The sequence below is a fragment of the Acidovorax sp. GW821-FHT09A11 genome (genome assembly GCF_059418365.1).
Window position 1 is genome coordinate 18,814 of sequence record NZ_JBWKPS010000004.1, and the last position, 18,690, is coordinate 37,503.

At 68.9% G+C, this 18,690-nt stretch carries 17 protein-coding genes; 4 read left to right on the forward strand and 13 right to left on the reverse strand.

Annotated features, from left to right (window positions below; all coding sequences use genetic code 11):
* The first annotated feature begins 118 nt into the window (after positions 1-118).
* Positions 119-3,529 carry an IPTL-CTERM sorting domain-containing protein gene (locus AC07PV_RS11185; protein ID WP_494630266.1) on the forward strand — a complete coding sequence of 1,137 codons (3,411 nt, stop codon included), beginning with the start codon at positions 119-121 and terminating at the stop codon, positions 3,527-3,529.
* 210 nt (positions 3,530-3,739) lie between these two features.
* Here AC07PV_RS11185 and AC07PV_RS11190 read toward each other — a convergent pair whose 3' ends face one another.
* The 10 genes from AC07PV_RS11190 to AC07PV_RS11235 form a co-directional block, all read right to left on the reverse strand.
* A complete protein-coding gene (locus AC07PV_RS11190) occupies positions 3,740-4,432 on the reverse strand; it encodes a response regulator transcription factor (protein WP_218293070.1) in 693 nt (230 codons plus the stop codon).
* 199 nt (positions 4,433-4,631) lie between these two features.
* The gene (locus AC07PV_RS11195; RefSeq protein ID WP_494630267.1) at positions 4,632-5,696 is read right to left on the reverse strand and encodes a serine/threonine protein kinase; all 1,065 of its coding nucleotides are present in this window, start codon (positions 5,694-5,696) and stop codon (positions 4,632-4,634) included.
* Between the two features lie 45 nt (positions 5,697-5,741).
* Entirely contained in the window at positions 5,742-6,842 is a 1,101-nt protein-coding gene (locus AC07PV_RS11200) for a DUF2855 family protein (RefSeq protein WP_218340583.1), read from the reverse strand.
* A 74-nt stretch (positions 6,843-6,916) separates the two neighbouring features.
* Entirely contained in the window at positions 6,917-8,368 is a 1,452-nt protein-coding gene (locus tag AC07PV_RS11205; protein ID WP_494630268.1) for a protein kinase domain-containing protein, read from the reverse strand.
* A 111-nt stretch (positions 8,369-8,479) separates the two neighbouring features.
* Complete coding sequence (locus AC07PV_RS11210; RefSeq protein WP_218293074.1) at positions 8,480-9,238, reverse strand: metallophosphoesterase family protein; 759 nt, start codon at positions 9,236-9,238, stop codon at positions 8,480-8,482.
* A gap of 148 nt (positions 9,239-9,386) precedes the next feature.
* Complete coding sequence (locus AC07PV_RS11215) at positions 9,387-9,770, reverse strand: DUF1304 domain-containing protein (protein WP_369641293.1); 384 nt, start codon at positions 9,768-9,770, stop codon at positions 9,387-9,389.
* A 3-nt stretch (positions 9,771-9,773) separates the two neighbouring features.
* Positions 9,774-10,190: an organic hydroperoxide resistance protein gene (locus AC07PV_RS11220; RefSeq protein ID WP_218293076.1), complete on the reverse strand. Its 417-nt coding sequence runs from the start codon at positions 10,188-10,190 to the stop codon at positions 9,774-9,776.
* A 77-nt stretch (positions 10,191-10,267) separates the two neighbouring features.
* A complete protein-coding gene (locus AC07PV_RS11225; RefSeq protein WP_369641294.1) occupies positions 10,268-10,732 on the reverse strand; it encodes a MarR family winged helix-turn-helix transcriptional regulator in 465 nt (154 codons plus the stop codon).
* 177 nt (positions 10,733-10,909) lie between these two features.
* Positions 10,910-11,731, reverse strand: coding sequence for a crotonase/enoyl-CoA hydratase family protein (locus AC07PV_RS11230; RefSeq protein ID WP_218293078.1), 822 nt, complete (start codon positions 11,729-11,731; stop codon positions 10,910-10,912).
* Between the two features lie 83 nt (positions 11,732-11,814).
* Complete coding sequence (locus tag AC07PV_RS11235; RefSeq protein WP_218293079.1) at positions 11,815-12,663, reverse strand: 3-hydroxybutyryl-CoA dehydrogenase; 849 nt, start codon at positions 12,661-12,663, stop codon at positions 11,815-11,817.
* A 116-nt stretch (positions 12,664-12,779) separates the two neighbouring features.
* On the opposite strand from AC07PV_RS11235, the gene AC07PV_RS11240 reads away from it, so the two are divergent.
* Positions 12,780-14,369 (forward strand): GMC family oxidoreductase, encoded by a 1,590-nt coding sequence (locus AC07PV_RS11240; RefSeq protein WP_494630269.1) that lies wholly within the window; start codon positions 12,780-12,782, stop codon positions 14,367-14,369.
* 190 nt (positions 14,370-14,559) lie between these two features.
* The gene (locus AC07PV_RS11245; protein WP_494630271.1) at positions 14,560-15,297 is read left to right on the forward strand and encodes a hemerythrin domain-containing protein; all 738 of its coding nucleotides are present in this window, start codon (positions 14,560-14,562) and stop codon (positions 15,295-15,297) included.
* Between the two features lie 4 nt (positions 15,298-15,301).
* On the opposite strand, the gene AC07PV_RS11250 is transcribed toward AC07PV_RS11245, so the two are convergent.
* Genes AC07PV_RS11250 through AC07PV_RS11260 form a run of 3 tightly spaced genes read right to left on the reverse strand, consistent with a single transcriptional unit; the run spans position 15,302 to position 18,018 of the window.
* Entirely contained in the window at positions 15,302-16,657 is a 1,356-nt protein-coding gene (locus AC07PV_RS11250; protein ID WP_494630272.1) for a GAF domain-containing protein, read from the reverse strand.
* Positions 16,654-17,148, reverse strand: coding sequence for a hypothetical protein (locus tag AC07PV_RS11255; protein ID WP_218340577.1), 495 nt, complete (start codon positions 17,146-17,148; stop codon positions 16,654-16,656). The genes AC07PV_RS11250 and AC07PV_RS11255 overlap by 4 nt, the downstream gene beginning before the upstream one ends.
* Before the next feature lie 15 nt (positions 17,149-17,163).
* Complete coding sequence (locus AC07PV_RS11260) at positions 17,164-18,018, reverse strand: ABC transporter permease (protein WP_369641296.1); 855 nt, start codon at positions 18,016-18,018, stop codon at positions 17,164-17,166.
* A 142-nt stretch (positions 18,019-18,160) separates the two neighbouring features.
* Here AC07PV_RS11260 and cynS point away from each other — a divergent pair, with 142 nt between their 5' ends.
* Positions 18,161-18,604, forward strand: coding sequence for a cyanase (cynS, locus tag AC07PV_RS11265; protein ID WP_218340575.1), 444 nt, complete (start codon positions 18,161-18,163; stop codon positions 18,602-18,604).
* Positions 18,605-18,690: the final 86 nt, after the last annotated feature.

Consider the following 18,690-nt stretch of genomic DNA (forward strand, 5'->3'; position numbering starts at 1 on the left):
TCGCGGCGTGGCCGGAAGTTCGAGCCATCCACTTCAGGAGAATTCAATGCCCTATCGATTGACGCGACTATGGACGAGCGGCCGCGCTCCCTGGCGCGCGCAGACATCCAGCGGGTCCATGCAGCCTGCCAGCGATGCCACCGCGCAGGCACGCGAGGTTCCTGCGGCTGCGCCCGCGCAGCGCGCCGTGCGCCGCTTCCGCTGGCTCTTGCTGGCCAGCGGGTTGTTTGCCGGGGCCGCCCTGGCGCAGTCCGCCGACCTGGTGGTGAACCATGCGGATTCCCCGGACCCGGGGCCCGCCGGAGGCATCTTCACGTACACGCTGCGCATCGACAACAACGGCCCGAACGGCGCCACCGGCGTCACGCTGGTGGACACCCTTCCCGCGGGCTCCACGTTCATCGACGTGAACACCACGGCGGGCTCGTGCAGCGAGGCTGGCGGCACCGTCAACTGCGCCGTGGGCAACATCGCGTTCAACACCAACCAGACCGTGACGATCCGCGTGCGGCTGCCTTCCGCGGGCGTGTGGACCAACACCGCCACGGCCTCCAGCGCCACGTCCGATCCCAACACCAGCAACAATGTCAACAGCGTGCAGGACACCACCGCCACGCAGGCGGCCGACCTGGCGCTCGTGGCCACGCCTTCCACGGCCAACGTGGTGGCCGGGCAGGCCTACAGCTATGCGCTGCAGGCTGCGAACAACGGCCCGAATGCGGCCGATGGGAGCCAGCGCATCACCTTCACCGTGCCGGCCGGCGCCTCCATCACGTCGACGCCCACGGGCACGGGCTGGTCGTGCACGGCCTCGGGCGGTTACCCGCTGAACAGCGGCACGGTGACCTGCACCCGCGCGGGCACGCTCGCCAATGGAGCGTCCGCCGCCGTGCTGACGGTCCCCGCCGTGTCCAACGTCAACGGCACGGTGACCGCCGCATTCGCCATCGACGGCCTCAAGCCCGACAACTCGGCCATGCCGGACGGCAACACCTCCAACAACACCACCTCCGCCGACGTGACTTCCGCCTCCGGTGCCGATGTGGCCATCACCAAGAGCGCCGCCAGCTCCAATGTGGCCCAGGGCACCAACGTGGTGTACACGCTCACGCCGCGCCTCAATGGCGGGGAGTCGCTGGTGGGCCGGCCCGTCACGGTGACCGATACGCTGGGCGCGGGGCTCACCTTCGTGTCCGCCGTGGGCACAGGCTGGACCTGTGACGCCACGATCACCTGCACGCGCACGGAGTACACCGGTGCCAACTTCACCAACATGCCCGTCATCACCGTGACCGCCACGGCCAACAGTGCGGGCACGCTGGGCAACACGGCCGCCGTCAACACGCCGCTGGCCGACCCGGTGCCCGCGAACAACTCGGACTCGGTCAACGTGACGGCCAGCAACGATGCGGACATGCAGCTGACCAAGACGGCCAGCATCAACCCGGTAGTGCCGGGCCAGGCGTTCAACTACACGCTGACGGCGCGCAACACCGGCCCCTTGGCGGTACCCAACGGCCAGGCGATCACCATCTCCGACGTGGTACCTGCCGGTGTGACGCTCAACAGCCTCGTCAGCGCCACGGGCTGGACCTGCGATGCACTGCCCTTTGTCGGCAACGGCGTGGCAGCCTGGAACTGCACCCGCTCCACGGGCCTGAACGCGAACTCCAGTGCGCCTGCCGTCACGGTGTCCGCCGTGCTGGCCAGCGCGGGTACCGTCACCAACAATGCCTGTGTGGCGCTGGGGGGAGGTGCGCGAGTGGACAGCAACGGGACGAACAACTGCGTGGGCGTGGGCGTCACCGCCACCGCCACCCAGGCCGACCTGCGCGTCGTGTCCAAGACCGCAGCGCCGGACCCCGTGGTCGCGGGCCAGAACCTGACCTACGTCATCACGGTCGACAACGTCGGCCCGGCGTCCGCCAGCAATGTCATCGTGTCGGACACGCTGGCCAGCCTGGTGACCACCGGCGGCTTCCAGTCCGCCGTGGCCTCGCAGGGCAGCTGCACGCCCAACGGCGTCACCAACGGCACCTCGCAGAACCTGAGCTGCAACCTGGGCACGCTGAACTCCGGCGCGCAGGCCACGGTGACCGTGGTGGTGCGCCCCAGCATCGCCGCCACCGGCCCGCGCACCAACATCGCCACCGTGCGTTCCGCCGACGTGGGCGACCCCAACCAGGCCAACAACAGCGGCAGCGTGACCAGCCAGGTCACGGCCATCGTGGACGTGACCGCCGCCAAGACGGCCACGCCCTCCACGGTCGCGGCCGGTGCGCCCATCACCTTCGTGGCGACCATCGGCAACACGGGGCCTTCCACCGCACAGACCGTGCAGATGGTGGACACCCTGCCGTCCAATGCCGCCTTTATCGACGTGGTGAGCGTGAGCGGGGGCGGTAGCTGTGTCCCCGTCGCGGCAGGCACGGTGGGCGGAACGCTCACCTGCAACTGGGCCAGCATCAATGCCGGCGTGCAGCAGACGGTGAACTACCGCATGCGTCCCCTGGGCAACGCGGCAGGCAGCAGCGTGGTCAACAGCGTCGCCGCGACCACCGCCACCACCGAGTCGAGCCTGGCCAACAACAGCGCCACCACCACGACGCCCGTCACGGCGCCGCAGCTGGACATCCTGGTGAACAAGGTGGACAGCTCCGACCCGGTGGACCTGGGGCAGTCGACGACGTACACGATCACGGTGAACAACAGCGGCCCGTCCTTCGGCACCAACGTGGTGATGACCGACGTGTTCCCCGCGCCGGGCTCCTCGCCCACGGCCACCTTCAGCTACCGGGGCTCGCTCACGGTGAATGCGGGCGGCTCCTGCACCGAGCCCGCGGTGGGTGCGACCAGCGGCACGCTGATCTGCTCCTTCCCAGGGCTCAGCAGCGGCCAGAGCGCCACCATCACCTACGTGATGCGCGCGGAAACCCTCACCGTCGCGGGGGCCACCAGCGGCACCGCGTTCAACCAGGCGAGCGTGGTGGTGGAGGAAACCGAGACCACGCTGGCCAACAACGTGGTGACGCATGACACGACCGCGCGCCGCTTCACCGTGGCCACGGACCTGGCTCTGACCAAGACGGCGCCCGCGGGCCCGATCGCACCGGGCGCGGCGCTGGACTACACGCTGGTGGTGACCAACAACGGCCCGCTGGCCAGCGATGGCGCGCAGGTGGTGGATGTGCTGCCGGCGGGTGTCAACTTCGTCTCCGCTGCCGGGTGCGTCAATGCCTCGGGCACCGTGCGCTGTGCGGTCGGCGCACTGGCGGTAGGGGCTTCGCGCACCTTCACGATCAGCACCATGCTGTCGTCCCCCTACAGCGGCGCACGTCCGCTGGTGAACTCCGCCACCGTGGATGCGCCGGGCGATACCAACCCGCCCAACAACACGGCCAGCGCCACGACCACGGTGTCCAACACCACCAGCAGCATCCCCACGCTGTCCGAGTGGGGCCTGATCCTGCTGGCGGTCCTGCTGGGGCTGATGGCCTGGCAGCACCCTGCCGTGGGTCGCCGCCGGTAGTGCGCGCGTGGCAGCGGCTATCGCGGTGATCGCGCCGGGATAGCCTGCTGCTCGCGGCCCGGTCCAAGGCCAGCACGCTGCCTGCGTGCTGGCCTTTTTTCATTCCGGGATGCGTGTGGGGTGCGGGAGGTCCGCCGGGTGTGTGCCGCGGGCTGCGTGTGCGCCGCGTGGGCCGGCCCGCACGCTGGCGGGGGAGGGCGCGGGGGCCGTCTAGCCGCGCGAATCCGCGGCGTCCAGCCGGTAGCCCATGCCGTAGATCGCGGTGATCGTGTAGCCGTTGCCCGGGGTCAGCTGCAGCTTGGCGCGCAGGCGCGATACATGGGTGTCGAGCGAGCGCGAAGCCGCCTCGCTGATTTCGCCCCACACGACTTCGCGCAGGTGCGCGCGGGACAGCAGCCGCCCCGCGTTGCGGAACATGAACAGGGCCAGTTCGTACTCGCGGTTCTTCAGCGCCAGCGGAGCGCCGTGCAGGGTCAGCAGCCGCCGCTCCGCGTCGAAGCGGTAGGGGCCGAAGACCAGCGCCTCGCCCATGGTCTGCGGGTAGGCCCGCCGCAGCAGGGCCGAGACGCGTGCCACCAGCTCGCCCATGCGCACCGGCTTGGTCATGAAGTCGTCGGCGCCCCGGTTGAGGGCCTCGATCACGTCGCGCTCCTCGTTGCGCCGGGTGACCAGCAGGATGGGAAGCTGGTGCCCGATCATCTCGCGCATGCGCTGTATGACCTCGATCCCGTTCATGTCGGGAAGATGCCAGTCTGCGATCAGCAGATCGAAGGTCTCGTGGCGCACGTCCTTGAGCAGGCTCGCGCCGCTGGCATAGAAGTGGCACACGTGGTGGAGGCGCTCGAGGGCGCCCTTGATCATGTCGGGCAGGAGGGGGTCGTCGTTGAGGACGGCAATGCGCATGGTGGTGTGAGTCTTCGGGCCTGGAGGCCCTTCGCAAGTCAGAAAAATGCCCTTCTTGAAGGTCGTTTTTCTGATGGTGCGCGACATCGCACCCGCGTGCACACGGGTTGACAATCGTTTGCAATGAAGAGGCGCCAAGGGCATCGCCGGCACCCGCGGGGCGAATCCCGTGGCGCGGCACGCAGGCCGCGGGGCTGCCTCAGGCGGACAGGGGCTCTTCCTGCATGGCCTCGATCTGCTCGATCAGCATGTCCACCTGCCCGCGCCAGTAGTCGCTGGTGCCGAACCACGGGAAGTTGACCGGGAAGATCGGGTCCTGCCAGCGGCGCGCGAGCCAGGCGCTGTAGTGGATCAGGCGCAGCGTGCGCAGTGGCTCGATGAGCGCCAGCTCGCGGCGGTCGAAGCCGCGGAACTGCTCGTAGCCGTCGATCAGGGCGCCGAGCTGGTGGGTGCGCTGGCGCCGGTCGCCCGACAGCAGCATCCACAGATCCTGCACGGCCGGGCCCATGCGGGCGTCGTCCAGGTCCACGAAGTGCGGGCCGCCCCGGCCCCATTCGTCCAGCGGCGTCCAGAGGATGTTGCCGGGGTGGCAGTCGCCGTGCAGGCGGATGGGGGTGGCATCTTTCAAGCTAAATGGGGCTCCAGCGCTTGATGGATAAGCGCTGGAAGCTATCAATTCAAGAGCCTTTTCGCACTGGGCCTTCCACTGGGCCTGCATGTCGAGCGGGATGATTTCCCGGGCAAGCAGCCAGTCGTACGACGCCGTGCCAAAGGTCTGCACGTCCAGCAGCGGGCGGTGCACAAACGGCCGGGCCGCGCCCACGGTATGGATGCGGGCGAGAAAGCGGCCGATCCATTCGAGCACCTCGAAGTCATCCAGCTCGGGCTGGCGGCCGCCGCGCCAGGGGCTGACCGAAAACGCAAACCCGTCGTGCTGGTGCAAGGTGCTGCCGTTCAGCACCAGGGGCCCCACGGCGGGCACCTCGGCGGCCATCAGCTCGGCGGCAAAGGCGTGCTCTTCCAGGATCTGCGCCTCGCTCCAGCGGCCAGGGCGGTAGAACTTGGCCACCACGCGCTCGCCATCCTCCAGGGTGACCTGGTACACCCGGTTTTCGTACGACGACAGGGCCATGAGGCGCCCATCGCCATACAGGCCCACGCCGGCCAGCGCGTCCAGCACCTGGTCGGGGGTGAGGCGGGCGTAGGGGTGCTGGTCGGCGGGGGGGCGGGTGTCGGGCGCGGTGTCGGGAGGCAATGGGGTCATGCCCCATTGTCGCCGCCCGCCCCGGCATGTCCCGCGCGTTGCGTGTCAGCGGGGCAGCATGGTGGCGATGTGCCCGGCGCGCGGGTCGCCGCTGCCGGCCAGCACGGCGGCAAACAGCGCCTGCGTGGCCTCGGGCCCCTCATGGTTGTGCACCACCAGCCAGGGGTTGGAGGCGGTCTGTACGGCGGCGCTGAACTGGTTCCAGGCCGCCACCAGGCGGTCGTTGAGGCCCTGTGCACCCCAGTCGGCGTGGCGCTTCTTGACCTGGGCGGGCGCAAAGAACATCACCGGGCGCGGGCCGGGCAGCTGGCCGGCACCGCCCAGATCGCCCACATGACTTGCACCCACCGAGCAGCTGTAGGCCAGGCCCGTGAAGTGGGCGTGGATGCGCTGGCGCAGGCCCACGCTGCCCGCGAAGTCGATGTACACGCTGGGCGTGGCGCCGTCGAGCTGCGATTCCAGCGCGTCGTAGGTGACCACGCGGTCGTAGCAGCCCAGGCTTTCGCAGAAGGCCACATTGCCCGGCGACGTCAGCCCCACGACCTCGATGCCGCCCCGTTGCGCCAGCTGGAACGCGGTGCCGTAGGCCGTTTTGCTCGACGCGCTGGACAGCAGCATGCGCCTGGCGCCGAAGAACTGCTGGTCTGCCAGAAAGTCGTCGATGAGCCACGAGGTGATGAACAGCGGCCGCAGCAGCGCCTGCACGTCCTCGTTGTCGGCGCGGTACAGCGGGTCGGTGCGGGTGCGCAGGTAGTGGTTGTAGACGGCGTGCAGGCCCGCGCGGTGGGGGGCACCGTCGCTGAAGCCGGCCGCGTTGGCGCGCTGGGGCGAGAGCACCGCCTGGGTGCCCATGGGCCAGTAGCCGTACAGCCGCTCGCCCACCGCCACGTCGGGGTGCGATGACTCGGTCACCGTGCCAAACCCCCACACGGGCACGATGCCCCAGCCGGGCTCGCTGGTGGGGAAGAACTGCCAGTAGTTGAGCATGTTCCCCAGCGCGGCATAGGTGATGTTGTTGGACGTGAGGGCGAACTGTTCGACCCGCACGCGGACCTGGCCCTCGGCGAGGGCGGGTTCTTCGGCGGCCCACTGGCGGGTGGTGGCCAGCTGGTCCTGGCGCACGAGGAGGGTGGTGGTGGTGCTCATGCCGCGACGCTAAACGAAACCCCCCGCCGGCTCAAGATGCCCGCGCCGCCTGCGCGACAGCGCGGCACGGCCGCTCAGCCGCCCAGGGGGTGCGCCAGCTGCTCGAACGGAAGCGACTGCTTGACCAGGATGACGGTGCAGGGCGCGTCGCGCGCCACGCGCATGGGCACCGTCGCGATGAAGCGCTGGGTGTGCAGGCCGTGGGTGGCCGCGCCCAGGATCATCATGCTCACGTGGTTGCTGGCGGCGTAGCGCACCAGCGCCTGGGCCACGTCGCTGGCTTCCAGCACGTGGTAGCTCGCGTGGTGGCCCGACAGGTCCAGCCCCTGCGCCCATTGCCGCAGGCTCGCCATGTGCTGGCGGTGCAGCGTGGTCTCGCTGCGTTCGCTGTCGCTCGTGCTGCTGGCCGAGGGCGAGATCACCGTCACGCAGGCCAGGCGCGCGCCGGGCCGGATGCCCAGCGAGCGCGCGACCGCCTGGCGCAGCGAATACAGCGTGGCATCGCTCACGTCGGCATGTGGCACGGCCACCATGAGGATGGGAGTCTCCTCGATCTGCTGCGCGGGCAGGGGGCTGGGCTGGTAGTGCATGCCCGCCGCGCGCACCCAGCGGCGCAGGTGCGTGGTGAGCGGCGTGCCCTGCGTGCGCTGGCCGCGCGCGGTGATGGGCACCTGCGCCGGGTGGGTCAGGTCGAACGCCAGGTGGGCGGCCGAGGGGTAGCGGCTGGCGGCCTCGGGCTCCAGGCAGCGCAGGATGGCTTCCTGCAGCCAGGGCGGGATGTCGGCGCGGTGCTTGCGGGGGGGCGCGGGCGTCATCCACAGCCGCTGGCGCAGGCCGCCCTGCGTGGTGGGCGAGCCAAAGGGCAGCTCGCCGGTGGCCAGCTCGTACAGCATCACGCCGATGGCGAAGATGTCGCTGCGCGGGTCGCCGCGCACGCCCACCACCTGTTCGGGGGCGATCCAGGTGGGCGAACCCACGGCCTGGCGCATTTCCTCGGCCAGCAGATCGGGGTAGTGCGCGTGGCACGAGAGCCCGAAGTCCAGCAGCACGGCGTCGCCGTCGCTCTTGATGAGCACGTTGGCCGGCTTGAGGTCGAGGTGGCAGACGTTCTGCTGGTGCAGGCTGTGCGCGGCGTGGGCAATGGCCGCGCCCAGCCGCGCAATGGTCTCTGGCGGGGTGGGCGCCATGCCCGGACCGGCGGCGCCGTCCAGCCAGTGCTGCAGCGTCTGGCCCGGCACGTATTCCATGACGAGGTAGGGCAGGCGCACCAGGTCGCCGGCGGCGACGAAGCGCGGCACGTGGGGGCCGGTGAGGACCGGAAGGATCTGCAGTTCGACCTCGAAGCCCACGATGTTCTCCGCGCCGTCGCCCGCGGTCATGCGCGGGATCTTCATCGCCATCGGAAAGCCGGGGCTGCGGCCTGCCTGCGCGTACTCCACGGCATAGATATGCGCCATGCCGCCCGCGTGGATGCACTCGGCCACGCGAAAGCCGTCGATCTCGGTGCCGGGCTCAAGCAGTTTCATGTTGATTTTCCCTTGCGCCGCGTGCCGCGCTGGCGCCGTCCCCCTGCCCGCATCCCCCAGCGATGCGGGGGCGGGAGAAGCGGCGCGGCCGCTCAGGGGGGTGTTTCATCCCTACTGGCCTTTTTCCAGGCGGTCCGCATAGAAGCCGGGCAGGCCCGCCGCGCGGATGGCGGCCGCGGCGGCCAGGTGGTCGTACGGCACGCGATGGAAGGTGATCTGCGCCGCCGCGTCGTCGAACAGCGCGTACATGGCGCGTGCGTCGCCGTCGCGCGGCTGGCCCACGGAGCCCACGATGGCGAGCCACTGGCGGTGTGGCGGCACGGGCACGGGCACGCCGGGCTCGGGCGCAAAGCGCATGAGCTTGGCGGTGGGCGTGAGGAAGTACAGCACCTGCTCGTGCACATGGCCGCAGAACACATAGCGGATGGCGGGGTCGATGGCCTGCGCCGCCATCATGCAGCGCTCGGCCGCGTTGGAGTCGTCCACGTAGCGCCACTGGGCGGGTGCGTCGGCGCTGGCGTGCACGAGCAGGGCGTTGCCGCCCAGCCGCGCGGTCAGCGGCAAGGCCTGCAGGAAGGCGTGGTGCCGCGACGCGAGGCGGTCGTGTGTCCACCGCGCGCCCAGCTCTGCGCGGTTGCGGGGCGTCGCGGGCGGCGCGAGCGCCATGGCGTCGTGGTTGCCCAGCACGCACAGCGCGCCGTTCTGCGCGAGCGCCATGGCCTGGTCTGCCACGGCCACGGGGTCGCCGCCGTAGCCCACGAGGTCGCCCAGCAGGGCGAATCGCTGGGCGCCCTGCGCGCGGGCATGCTGCAGGCAGGCGTCCAGGGCCTGGCGGTTGGCGTGGATGTCGGAGAGGAGGGCGGTCTTCATGGCGCGAGTATTGGGCACCATCATCGCGCGCGTGGCTGAATGCCAGCTTGCAGCGCGCGGGCCGGGCGCCGGGGAGCGCCATGCCGCATGTGAGAATAGCTTCCAGCGCTTGGCTGGCAAGCGCTGGAAGCTATGATTTTTGTAGCTATTACAGACTGCGCTGGCGCGCGGGCTTGTCCAGGGCCAGCACCAGGGCCAGGGCGATGATGGCCGGCAGCGCCTGGGTGAAGAAGATCTTGGGCACGGCGGTGGCGGCGCCGAAGACCCCGGCCACGATCACGCAGCCCAGGAAGAAGATCTTGAACAGCCGGTTGCCGGTGAACAGCCCCCAGAACAGCCCGGCGGCCAGGAAGCCGTTGTACAGCCCCTGGTTGGCCGCCAGCGTCACGGTGGCATCGGCCAGCTCCTGGGTCAGGTTGAAGGTCTTCAGGCCCAGGGGCTTGTTCCAGAAGAACATCTCCAGCACCAGGATGTACACATGCTCGATGGCCACGAGGGCCACCGCGATGCGGGGAAGCAGCAGCCGGCCCATGGCTTACACCAGCGTGATGGTCACGTCGATGTTGCCGCGCGTGGCGTTGGAGTAGGGGCAGACCTGATGGGCTGCGTCCACCAGCTTCTGTGCCGTGGCCTTGTCCAGGCCGGGCAGGCTGATGGCCAGGCGCGCGGCGATGCCGTAGGCGTTCGGGATGGGGCCCAGGTCCACTTCGGCGTCGATGGACACGTCCTGCGGCACGGGGATGCCGATCTTGCCGCCCACGGCCTTCATCGCGCCGATGAAGCAGGCTGCGTAGCCCGAGGCGAACAGCTGCTCGGGGTTGGTGCCGGTACCGGAGGTGCCGGGCGAGGACAGCTTGACGTCCAGGCGGCCGTCATCGGTCTTGGCGGCGCCGTCACGGCCACCGGTCACGTGGGCCTTGGCGGTGTAGAGGACTTTTTCGAGTTGCGTCATGGTGTCTTCCTTTGCAGTGGGTCAATGAATGTCCGCGATGCGGACGGGGGGTGGAAACGAACGGTGAAAGAAAAGGGTCAGCGCGGCGGGTTGATCCGGTCGCGGAAGGTCTTGAGCTGGCCGGTCAGGGCGGTCAGCTCGGGCAGGGTGCACTGGCTGCTTTCGAGCACGCAGGGCGGAATGTTTTCCGCCTTGTCGCGCAGCGCCCGGCCCGGGGCCGTGAGGCTGATGCGCACGCGGCGCTCGTCCTGCGCATCGCGGATGCGGGCGATCAGGCCCGAGGTCTCCAGGCGCTTGAGCAGCGGGGTGAGCGTGCCCGAGTCGAGGAACAGGCGCTCGCCGAGGTCGGAGACGGTCACGCCGTCCTGCTCCCACAGCACCAGCATCACGAGGTACTGGGGGTAGGTCAGGCCCACGGCCTCCAGCAGGGGCTTGTACAGCTTGGTCATCGCCAGCGAGGCGGAATACAGCGCGAAACACACCTGGTTGTCCAGGCGCAGCGCTGCCGGGCTGGGGGTGGTGGAAGTGTTGCTGCGTGCCATGGGGTGGATTGTGCGGTGCAATTCAATTGCGTGCAATTGAATTGTGTAATCTTTTGTTGCTGGGTTGGTTTTGCGGACGGACGCGGCGGCCTTTCGCCCACGGTGCTATCCGCGCGCAGCGCGTGCCATCAAGGCGCAAGAGGCCCGGCCCAGCCTGGCCGCGGCCTCTGCGGGCTGTCAACGCCCGGTGAAACGCGCGGGCCGCTTTTCAACGAAGGCGCGCACGCCCTCGGCCGCATCCTCGCTGTTGGCCAGCTGTTTCTGCACGGGAATGAAATCGGCCACCGCGGCGGCCTGCCCCTGCTCGATGGCCTTGAGCACGTTGAGCCGCGTGGCCACCACGGCCCGTGGCGCCTGGGCCTCGATGCGCCGGGCGATGGCGATGGCCTCGTCCAGCACCTGCGCGGCGGGCACCACCTTCTGCACGAAGTTCAGGCGCAGCGCCTCGCTGCTTCCGAACTCGTCGGCGGTCAGCAAATGCAGCAGCGCATTGCCGGTGCCCGCGCGTTCGGCCATGCGCAGCGTGGCGCCGCCCGTGGCCATGATGCCGCGCTGCACCTCCATCTGCGAGAAACGGCAGTCATCGGCGGCGACCACGATGTCGGCGCCCAGCATGAGCTCGATGCCCACCGTGAAGCAGATGCCCTTGACCGCCACCACCATGGGCTTGCTGCGGCGCCGGTAGCCGGGCAGGCCGTAGTCGTGGGGCTCCACCAGGCCTTCGGGGATGGCTTTTTCGCCGCGCTGCATGTAGGCGCTCACGGCGGGCAGGTCCAGCCCGGCGGTGAAGTGGTCGCCAAAGGCATGCAGCACGCCCACGCGCAGCTCTGGGTCATCGTCGAGCCGGGTGTAGGCCTCGGCCAGTTGGCGGAACATGGGCGGCGTCCAGCCATTGCGCTTGGCCGGGCGGTTGATGCCGATCAGCAGGATGTGGCCGAGCACCTGGGTGTCGATACAGCCTTCGGCCGGGGGCGTGGTGGGGGTGATGCTGCTGGTCATGGGCGCAAATGTCTCCTTGCCCATGATTGAAAACCCAACGCGATGGGCGCGCCGTCCCCGGGGGGACAGCGCGCCTGGGGTCCTCAGTAGGTGTAAACGCCCTGGCCGGTCTTGCGGCCCAGGCGGCCGGCGGCCACCATTTCCTTGAGCAGCGGGCAGGGGCGGTACTTGCTGTCGCCGAACTCGGTCAGGTACACGTCCATCACGGCCAGGCACACGTCCAGGCCGATCATGTCGGCCAGCGCCAGCGGGCCGATGGGCTGGTTGCAGCCGAGCTTCATGCCCGCGTCGATGTCCTCGGGCGTGGCCAGGCCCTCGGCCAGCACGAAGAAGGCCTCGTTGATCATCGGCACCAGGATGCGGTTCACCACGAAGCCGGGCGCGTTCTTCACGGTGATGGGGCTCTTGCCCAGGGCCTCGGCCAGGGCCTTCACGGCGTCGTGCGTGGCATCGCTGGTCTGCAGGCCGCGGATGATCTCCACCAGCGCCATCATGGGCACGGGGTTGAAGAAGTGCATGCCGATGAAGCGGTCGGCACGCGACGTGGCGGCGGCCAGCTTGGTGATGGAGATCGAGGAAGTGTTCGAGGCGATCAGCACCTCGGGCGCGACCAGCGCATCCACCTGCTTGAGGATCTTGAGCTTGAGCTCGTAGTTCTCGGTGGCGGCCTCGATCACGAGCTGCGCGGCCTTGAGGTCGTCGTAGCTGGTGGAGACCTTGATGCGCGCCAGCGCCGCGTCCTTGTCGGCCGCCGTGATCTTGTCCTTCTTGATCAGGCGGTCCAGGCTGCCCGACACCGTGGCCAGGCCTTTTTGCACCGCGGCATCGGAGATGTCGACCATCACCACGTCGATGCCCGAGACCGCGCAGGCCTGTGCAATGCCATTGCCCATGGTGCCCGCGCCGATGATGCCAACCGTTCGAATCGTCATATAGAGAGCTCTCTTCAAAGTGAAACAGACGGGCAGCATGGTAAAGCGAATCGAACGCTCGTTCGGTTATCGTGCCTCCACACCGCCGCCATGTACGGCGCAGGAGGCAACACAACATGTTCGATTACATCGTCATTGGCGGCGGTTCGGCGGGCTCCGTCCTGGCGGGCCGGCTGACCGAAGACCCCGCCGTGCGGGTCTGCCTGCTCGAAGCAGGCCCGGCCGACAGCAGCGTGCTCATCCATTGCCCCGCGGGGCTGGCCGTGATGGCCAAGTTCGAACTCAACGGCTGGGGCTTCAACACCACGCCGCAGGCCGCGCTGAACCACCGCAGCGGCTACCAGCCGCGCGGCAAGGTGCTCGGGGGCTCCAGCTCGATCAACGCCATGGTCTATATCCGGGGCCAGCATGCCGACTACGACCATTGGGCCGCCCAGGGCAATCCCGGCTGGGGCTGGGAGGATGTGAAACCCTACTTCCTGCGCGCCGAGAACAACGAGCGCGGCGCCGATGCCTGGCATGCCCAGGGCGGCCCCTTCAACGTGGCGGACCTGCGCGCGCCAAACCGCTTCAGCCAGTACTTCGCCGACGCGGGGGTGCAGGCCGGGCATCCGTACAACCCCGACTTCAACGGTGCCACGCAGGAGGGCGTGGGGCCGTACCAGGTCACGCACAAGAACGGCGAGCGCCACAGCGCCGCCAAGGGCTATCTCACGCCGCACCTGGCACGGCCCAACCTCCAGGTCGTCACCGGCGCGCAGGCCACCCGCATCCTGTTTGACGGCCGGCGCGCCGTGGGCGTGGAATACCGCCAGGGCGGCGCGCTGCGGCAGGTGAAGGCCTCGCGCGAGGTGCTGCTGAGCGCGGGGGCGCTGCTGTCGCCGCAGCTGCTCATGCTCTCCGGCGTGGGGCCGGGCGCGCAGCTGCAAAGCCACGGCATCCCGGTGCTGCATGGCCTGCCCGGCGTGGGCGCGCACCTGCACGACCATCCCGACGTGGTGCAGGTCATGGATGCGCCCGCGCTCAAGGACCTGTTCGGGCTGTCGCTCTCGGGCATGGCGCAGACCCTGCGCGGCATCCGCGAATGGCGGCGCAGCCGCACGGGCATGCTGACCACCAACTTCGCCGAGGCCGGTGGCTTCATCAAGAGCGATCCGTCCGAGCCCCTGCCCGACCTGCAGCTGCACTTCGTGATCGGCAAGCTCGTGGACCACGGCCGCAAGACGGTGTTCGGCCACGGCTACTCGGCCCACGTGTGCCTCCTGCAGCCGCGCAGCCGGGGCTCGGTGACGCTGGCGAGCAAAGACCCCATGGCCCTGCCGCTGGTGGACCCGCAGTTCCTCGCCGACCCCGATGACATGCGGCGCATGGTGCGCGGCTTCCAGCGCACGCGCGAGATCCTCGCGCAGCCTGCGCTGGCGAAGTTCGGCGCCAAGGAGCTGGCGGCATCCGCCAACGCGCGCACCGACGTGGAGATCGAGCAGTTCATCCGCCAGTACGCCGACACCATCTACCACCCCGTGGGAACCTGCCGCATGGGGACGGGGCCCATGGACGTGGTGGATGCCGAACTGCGCGTGCATGGCCTGTCGGGCCTGCGCGTGGTGGACGCGTCCATCATGCCGCGCATCGTGAGCGGCAATACCAACGCGCCGACGGTGATGATCGCGGAGAAGGCGGTGGACCTGCTGCGTGCGCGGGTGTGAAGGAATTCACATTCGCGGCACTGAACGCGGTTTTTAAGGTTCGAAGAAGGTCTGCTTAAGGAGTTTTTAACAGGCAAACCGGCCGCGCTTTTCTAGACTTCTTTTCATGGAAGCGGGTGCATGGTGCACCCGGCCCGGCACCCCTAGAAGCAGGGTGTTGAGAGGTCCCACGAGGCCATGAAAGAAGCAGATGAAGATTGATGCCCGCGAAATTGCCGCACTGACCCAAGCCCAGCCCGCCGCCCGCCGCATGGACATGTACGCCAGCATCCACAAGGCGCTGCGCGCCTTCATGGCCGACACGCTGCTAGGCCTGGGCCGCATGGATGTGGAGGACGACCTGGAGTTCGCCCACACCTGCGACCGTGTGATGCAGCTGCTGGACCTGTGCCGCGCGCACCTGCACCACGAGAACCAGTTTGTGCACGCCGCCATGGAGGCGCGCCAGCCCGGCTCCAGCCAGAGCATTGCGGGTGAGCATGTGGAGCACGAACAGGCCATCACGGCCTTGGCAGACGGGGTGAACCACCTCATGGCCTGTGCCAAGCCCGCACGGGCTGCGGCCACCCTGGCCCTGTACCGCCAGCTGGCGCTGTTTGTGGCACACAACTTCGAGCACATGCACGAGGAAGAGACTGCGCACAACCGCGTGCTCTGGCAGTGCTACACCGACGCGGAACTGGCGGGTGTGCACGATGCGCTGGTGGCCTCGATCCCGCCGCACGAAATGATGGTGGTAGCCCGCTGGATGGTGCCCTACATGTCACCGGCCGAGCGCACGGCCATGCTGTCGGACATGCAGCAGCATGCGCCCGCCCCCGTGCTGGCCGCAGTGCTGGCGCAAGTGCAGCCGCACCTCACGCAGCCCGAGTGGACCAAGCTGATGCGCAGCCTGGGCCTGCCGGTGGTGCCTGGTCTGGTGCACTGAGGCGTCAGGCGTCTTCCAGCACCACGGGGCGCAGCACGCACAGCCGAAAACGCCCGCGCCCTGTTTTTTCGATATGGATGTGCGGGCAGTTCTCCTGCAGGCGGCGCTGCAGCAACAGCAGGCGGGCCTCCAGGTTGTCGGCCACATCGGGCAGGCGCAGGGTGGGGTCCAGCCGCAGTTCGCGGTTGGTGAAGTCCACGCGCCCGGTGTGCTGGTGGTCGCGCAGCAGCTTCCAGATGATGGCTCCTGCCACGCCCTTGATCAGGTAGTCGTCGTTGATGAACACGCTGTCATTGGCCGCAAAGTGGCGCACCCGCAGCGCGCTGCCGCTCACTGGCGTTGCTACAGCGGGGGCGGGCAGGGGCTCGGTCGCATCGGGCGCTGCCTGCAGCAGGTCGATGGCGGCAGCCAGCTGGCCCGCAATGGCCACCAGCAGGTCTTCATCTTCGAAGCCAAAGCGCATGTCCTGGGGGCTTTCGGCAAACAGCACGCCCAGCGGGCGTCCGGCGGACATCAGGGGCACCGCCACCTGGCTGTGCGGCTGGGCCAGGCCCGGGTAGGGAATGTCCAGGCCGCGGGCGGGCTGGGGATTGCCGGTGCCGGCATGGGCATCCAGGCTCTCGCGGATGGCGTGGCTGTAGCGGGCGGCATTGGTGAAATGGCTGATGCGCACGGGTGTCCCTTCCTGGGCCGCGACGCCGATCACCCCCTGGCCGAGGCGGATCTCCGATCCGACGCCCGAGGTTGCGTAGCCGCAGCTGGCCACCGTGTAGAGCTGGCTGGAAGGCGCGTCGAGCAGGAGCACCATCGCGTGCTCGATGTCCAGCTGCTCGCGCAATGCGCCCAGGGTGCATTGCAGCAGCTCGTCGAGCGCGGTGCAGCGGGCCATGCGCTCGCTGCAGGCCCGCAGCGCGTGCAGCATGCCGGGGCGCGGCGCTGGCGGAGGCAGGCTCTCGCCCGCCACGGATTCGATGCGGTCCACCGCGTAGATGTCGGCCCCCTTGAGTTCGAAGACGCCCGCCATTCCCGCGTGCGAGGCAATGCCCGCCAGCTGCGCGCGCATGCTCTCGAACACCGGGCCCGTGGCTTCCGTGCGCTGGTAGTCGAGGTGCAGGCGGTAGAAGCTGGCCGTGCGCGGGTCCAGGACCAGCACCGAGGCGCGGGGGTTGCGCAGGATGTTCTGGCGCGTCTTGTTGAAGAACTGGAACGACAGGGCGACATGCCCTTCGTCCACGTACACCGCCTGCGAGATGTAGGCGACGTTGGGGGTTCCATCGGCGTCGCAGGTGGCCATGACGGCCGGTATCGCTCCTTCCAGGCAGGGGCGGATCGTGTGCAGGGACAGGAGGGGCTGGCTCATGGCTGCGGCGCGGGCAGCGCGGCGCCCGCGCGCGGCCCCGGTGTCTGGTCGAAGGCCCTGGCAGGCGTGAAGCTGACGGCGACCACGTCCGCCAGCGGCGCTGCCAGCATCGCGCCCACGTAGCGCGGACCGTACCCCACCAGGCCCACCTCGTGTTCCATGGAGCGCAGGTACGCCTCCAGCAGCGGCGCGTCGGCGGCGGCGGCCGGGCGCTGCACCGCCCGGCTGGCCTTGAGCTGCAGCGTGCGGTGCGTGGACGGCTCGCTGAAGACGACGGCGATCTGCCCTGTCTCGGCAATGTCCTGCAGCAGTTGCCGCGACTGGCTGCGGCGCAGGAAGACGGTGACCTGATGCCCGTCCGCGCTGATGTGGGAGCCGACCGCGCGCATGATGCTCGGCTGCAGCTGGGCGTTGCACGATGCCACGATGGCCGACACGCCCTTGGCGACCATGGCCATGCGGTCCGGATCCAGCAGCGGGGGAAGGGCCATGGCGGTGCCGCCGGTTCAGGCCTTGAAGCGCCTGCGCGTGAGCGCCAGGGCCACCCAGAAGGCCACCACCGTGGTCACCACCAGCACCAGCCCGTGGCGCAGCGCATTGGCAGGCCACTGGTCCATGAACAGGGGCCGCACCAGCTCGACCGCATTGGTCAGCGGCAGCCAGTCCGAGATGGCGCGCACGATGGGCGGCAGCTGCTCGCGCGGGAAGAACACCCCCGACAGGAACATCATGGGCGTGAGCACCAGCGTGAAGTAGTAGGTGAAGAAATCGTAGCCCTTGGCGAGTGCGTTGAAGATGAGCGCGATGCTGGAGAACATGATGCCGACGAAGAGCAGCACCGGCCAGGCCACGAGCAGCTTGGGGCTGTGGCTGATGGAGAGCGCGAGCATCACGCCCAGGATGGCCGTCACCGTGAACAGCGCCTTGAAGGCGGCCCACAGCATTTCGGCGAGCACCACGTCGTCAAGCCGCACCGGCGCGTTCATGATGCCGTCCCAGGTCTTTTGCACATGCATGCGCGAGAAGGCGGAGTACAGCGCCTCGAAACTGGCGGCGTTCATCGCGCTCATGCAGATCGAGCCACTGGCCAGGAACAGGATGTACGGCACCTGCGTCGTCGCGCCGCCCGCCGTCCCCACGTTCACCTGTCCCACCAGGGCGCCCATGCCGTAGCCAAACGCCACCAGCCACATCAGCGGCTCGGCGATGTTGCCCACCAGGCTAGGGATGGCCAGCTTGCGCCAGACCAGCAGGTTTCGCAGGAACACGGGCCACCAGCGCGCCGAGAGGCTGGGCGCGCGCCAGACGGAGGCAAGGGGCGGGGCGGCAGCGGTTGCCGTGGAGGGGGATACGGATTGCATGGGCTTATTGTGCTGTGTCGGGCCGGGGGTGGATAGGTGGCCGTGTCCACCGCCCCACGGGCCTGTGGGGCCGGCGGGCACGGGCATTGCTTGCGGTCGTGCCATAGCGCACTGATCCGACACCCGCCCCCAAGGAGCCCCCATGAACCGCAACGACGTCACCGAGAAGATCATCAGCACCAAGGTCGCCAAGGGCCTGCAATGGGATGCCATTGCCAGGAAGGTCGGCCAGTCCAAGGAGTGGACCACCGCCCTGTGCCTGGGCCAGATGACCGCATCGCCCGTGCAGGCCAAGGTGCTGGGCAAGATCTTCGGCCTCACGGCCGAGGAGCAGAAGTGGTTGCAGGTCGTGCCCTACAAGGGCTCGCTGCCCACGCCCGTGCCCACCGACCCGCTGATCTACCGCTGGTACGAGATCGTGAGCGTGTATGGCACGACCATCAAGGAACTGATCCACGAGGAGTTCGGCGACGGCATCATGAGCGCCATCGACTTCAGCATGGACATCACGCGCGAGGCCGACCCCAAGGGCGACCGCGTGAAGGTGGTGCTGTCGGGCAAGTTCCTGCCGTACAAGCAGTACTAGGGCGTGCCATCAATCCCTACCCCCACGCGCTGGCCCCGCAATGCGGATAGATGCGCGAAGCGGTGCGCGGCGGGGCGGGCAGCGGC

What these genes read in the sequence shown, in the direction of transcription:
- AC07PV_RS11185 (WP_494630266.1), top strand. Translation starts at nt 119, where the DNA reads ATGCAGCCTGCCAGCGATGCCACCGCGCAGGCACGCGAGGTTCCTGCG.
- AC07PV_RS11190 (WP_218293070.1), bottom strand. Translation starts at nt 4,432, where the DNA reads ATGCGCATTGCCGTCCTCAACGACGACCCCCTCCTGCCCGACATGATC.
- AC07PV_RS11195 (WP_494630267.1), bottom strand. Translation starts at nt 5,696, where the DNA reads ATGACCCCATTGCCTCCCGACACCGCGCCCGACACCCGCCCCCCCGCC.
- AC07PV_RS11200 (WP_218340583.1), bottom strand. Translation starts at nt 6,842, where the DNA reads ATGAGCACCACCACCACCCTCCTCGTGCGCCAGGACCAGCTGGCCACC.
- AC07PV_RS11205 (WP_494630268.1), bottom strand. Translation starts at nt 8,368, where the DNA reads ATGAAACTGCTTGAGCCCGGCACCGAGATCGACGGCTTTCGCGTGGCC.
- AC07PV_RS11210 (WP_218293074.1), bottom strand. Translation starts at nt 9,238, where the DNA reads ATGAAGACCGCCCTCCTCTCCGACATCCACGCCAACCGCCAGGCCCTG.
- AC07PV_RS11215 (WP_369641293.1), bottom strand. Translation starts at nt 9,770, where the DNA reads ATGGGCCGGCTGCTGCTTCCCCGCATCGCGGTGGCCCTCGTGGCCATC.
- AC07PV_RS11220 (WP_218293076.1), bottom strand. Translation starts at nt 10,190, where the DNA reads ATGACGCAACTCGAAAAAGTCCTCTACACCGCCAAGGCCCACGTGACC.
- AC07PV_RS11225 (WP_369641294.1), bottom strand. Translation starts at nt 10,732, where the DNA reads ATGGCACGCAGCAACACTTCCACCACCCCCAGCCCGGCAGCGCTGCGC.
- AC07PV_RS11230 (WP_218293078.1), bottom strand. Translation starts at nt 11,731, where the DNA reads ATGACCAGCAGCATCACCCCCACCACGCCCCCGGCCGAAGGCTGTATC.
- AC07PV_RS11235 (WP_218293079.1), bottom strand. Translation starts at nt 12,663, where the DNA reads ATGACGATTCGAACGGTTGGCATCATCGGCGCGGGCACCATGGGCAAT.
- AC07PV_RS11240 (WP_494630269.1), top strand. Translation starts at nt 12,780, where the DNA reads ATGTTCGATTACATCGTCATTGGCGGCGGTTCGGCGGGCTCCGTCCTG.
- AC07PV_RS11245 (WP_494630271.1), top strand. Translation starts at nt 14,560, where the DNA reads ATGAAGATTGATGCCCGCGAAATTGCCGCACTGACCCAAGCCCAGCCC.
- AC07PV_RS11250 (WP_494630272.1), bottom strand. Translation starts at nt 16,657, where the DNA reads ATGAGCCAGCCCCTCCTGTCCCTGCACACGATCCGCCCCTGCCTGGAA.
- AC07PV_RS11255 (WP_218340577.1), bottom strand. Translation starts at nt 17,148, where the DNA reads ATGGCCCTTCCCCCGCTGCTGGATCCGGACCGCATGGCCATGGTCGCC.
- AC07PV_RS11260 (WP_369641296.1), bottom strand. Translation starts at nt 18,018, where the DNA reads ATGCAATCCGTATCCCCCTCCACGGCAACCGCTGCCGCCCCGCCCCTT.
- cynS (WP_218340575.1), top strand. Translation starts at nt 18,161, where the DNA reads ATGAACCGCAACGACGTCACCGAGAAGATCATCAGCACCAAGGTCGCC.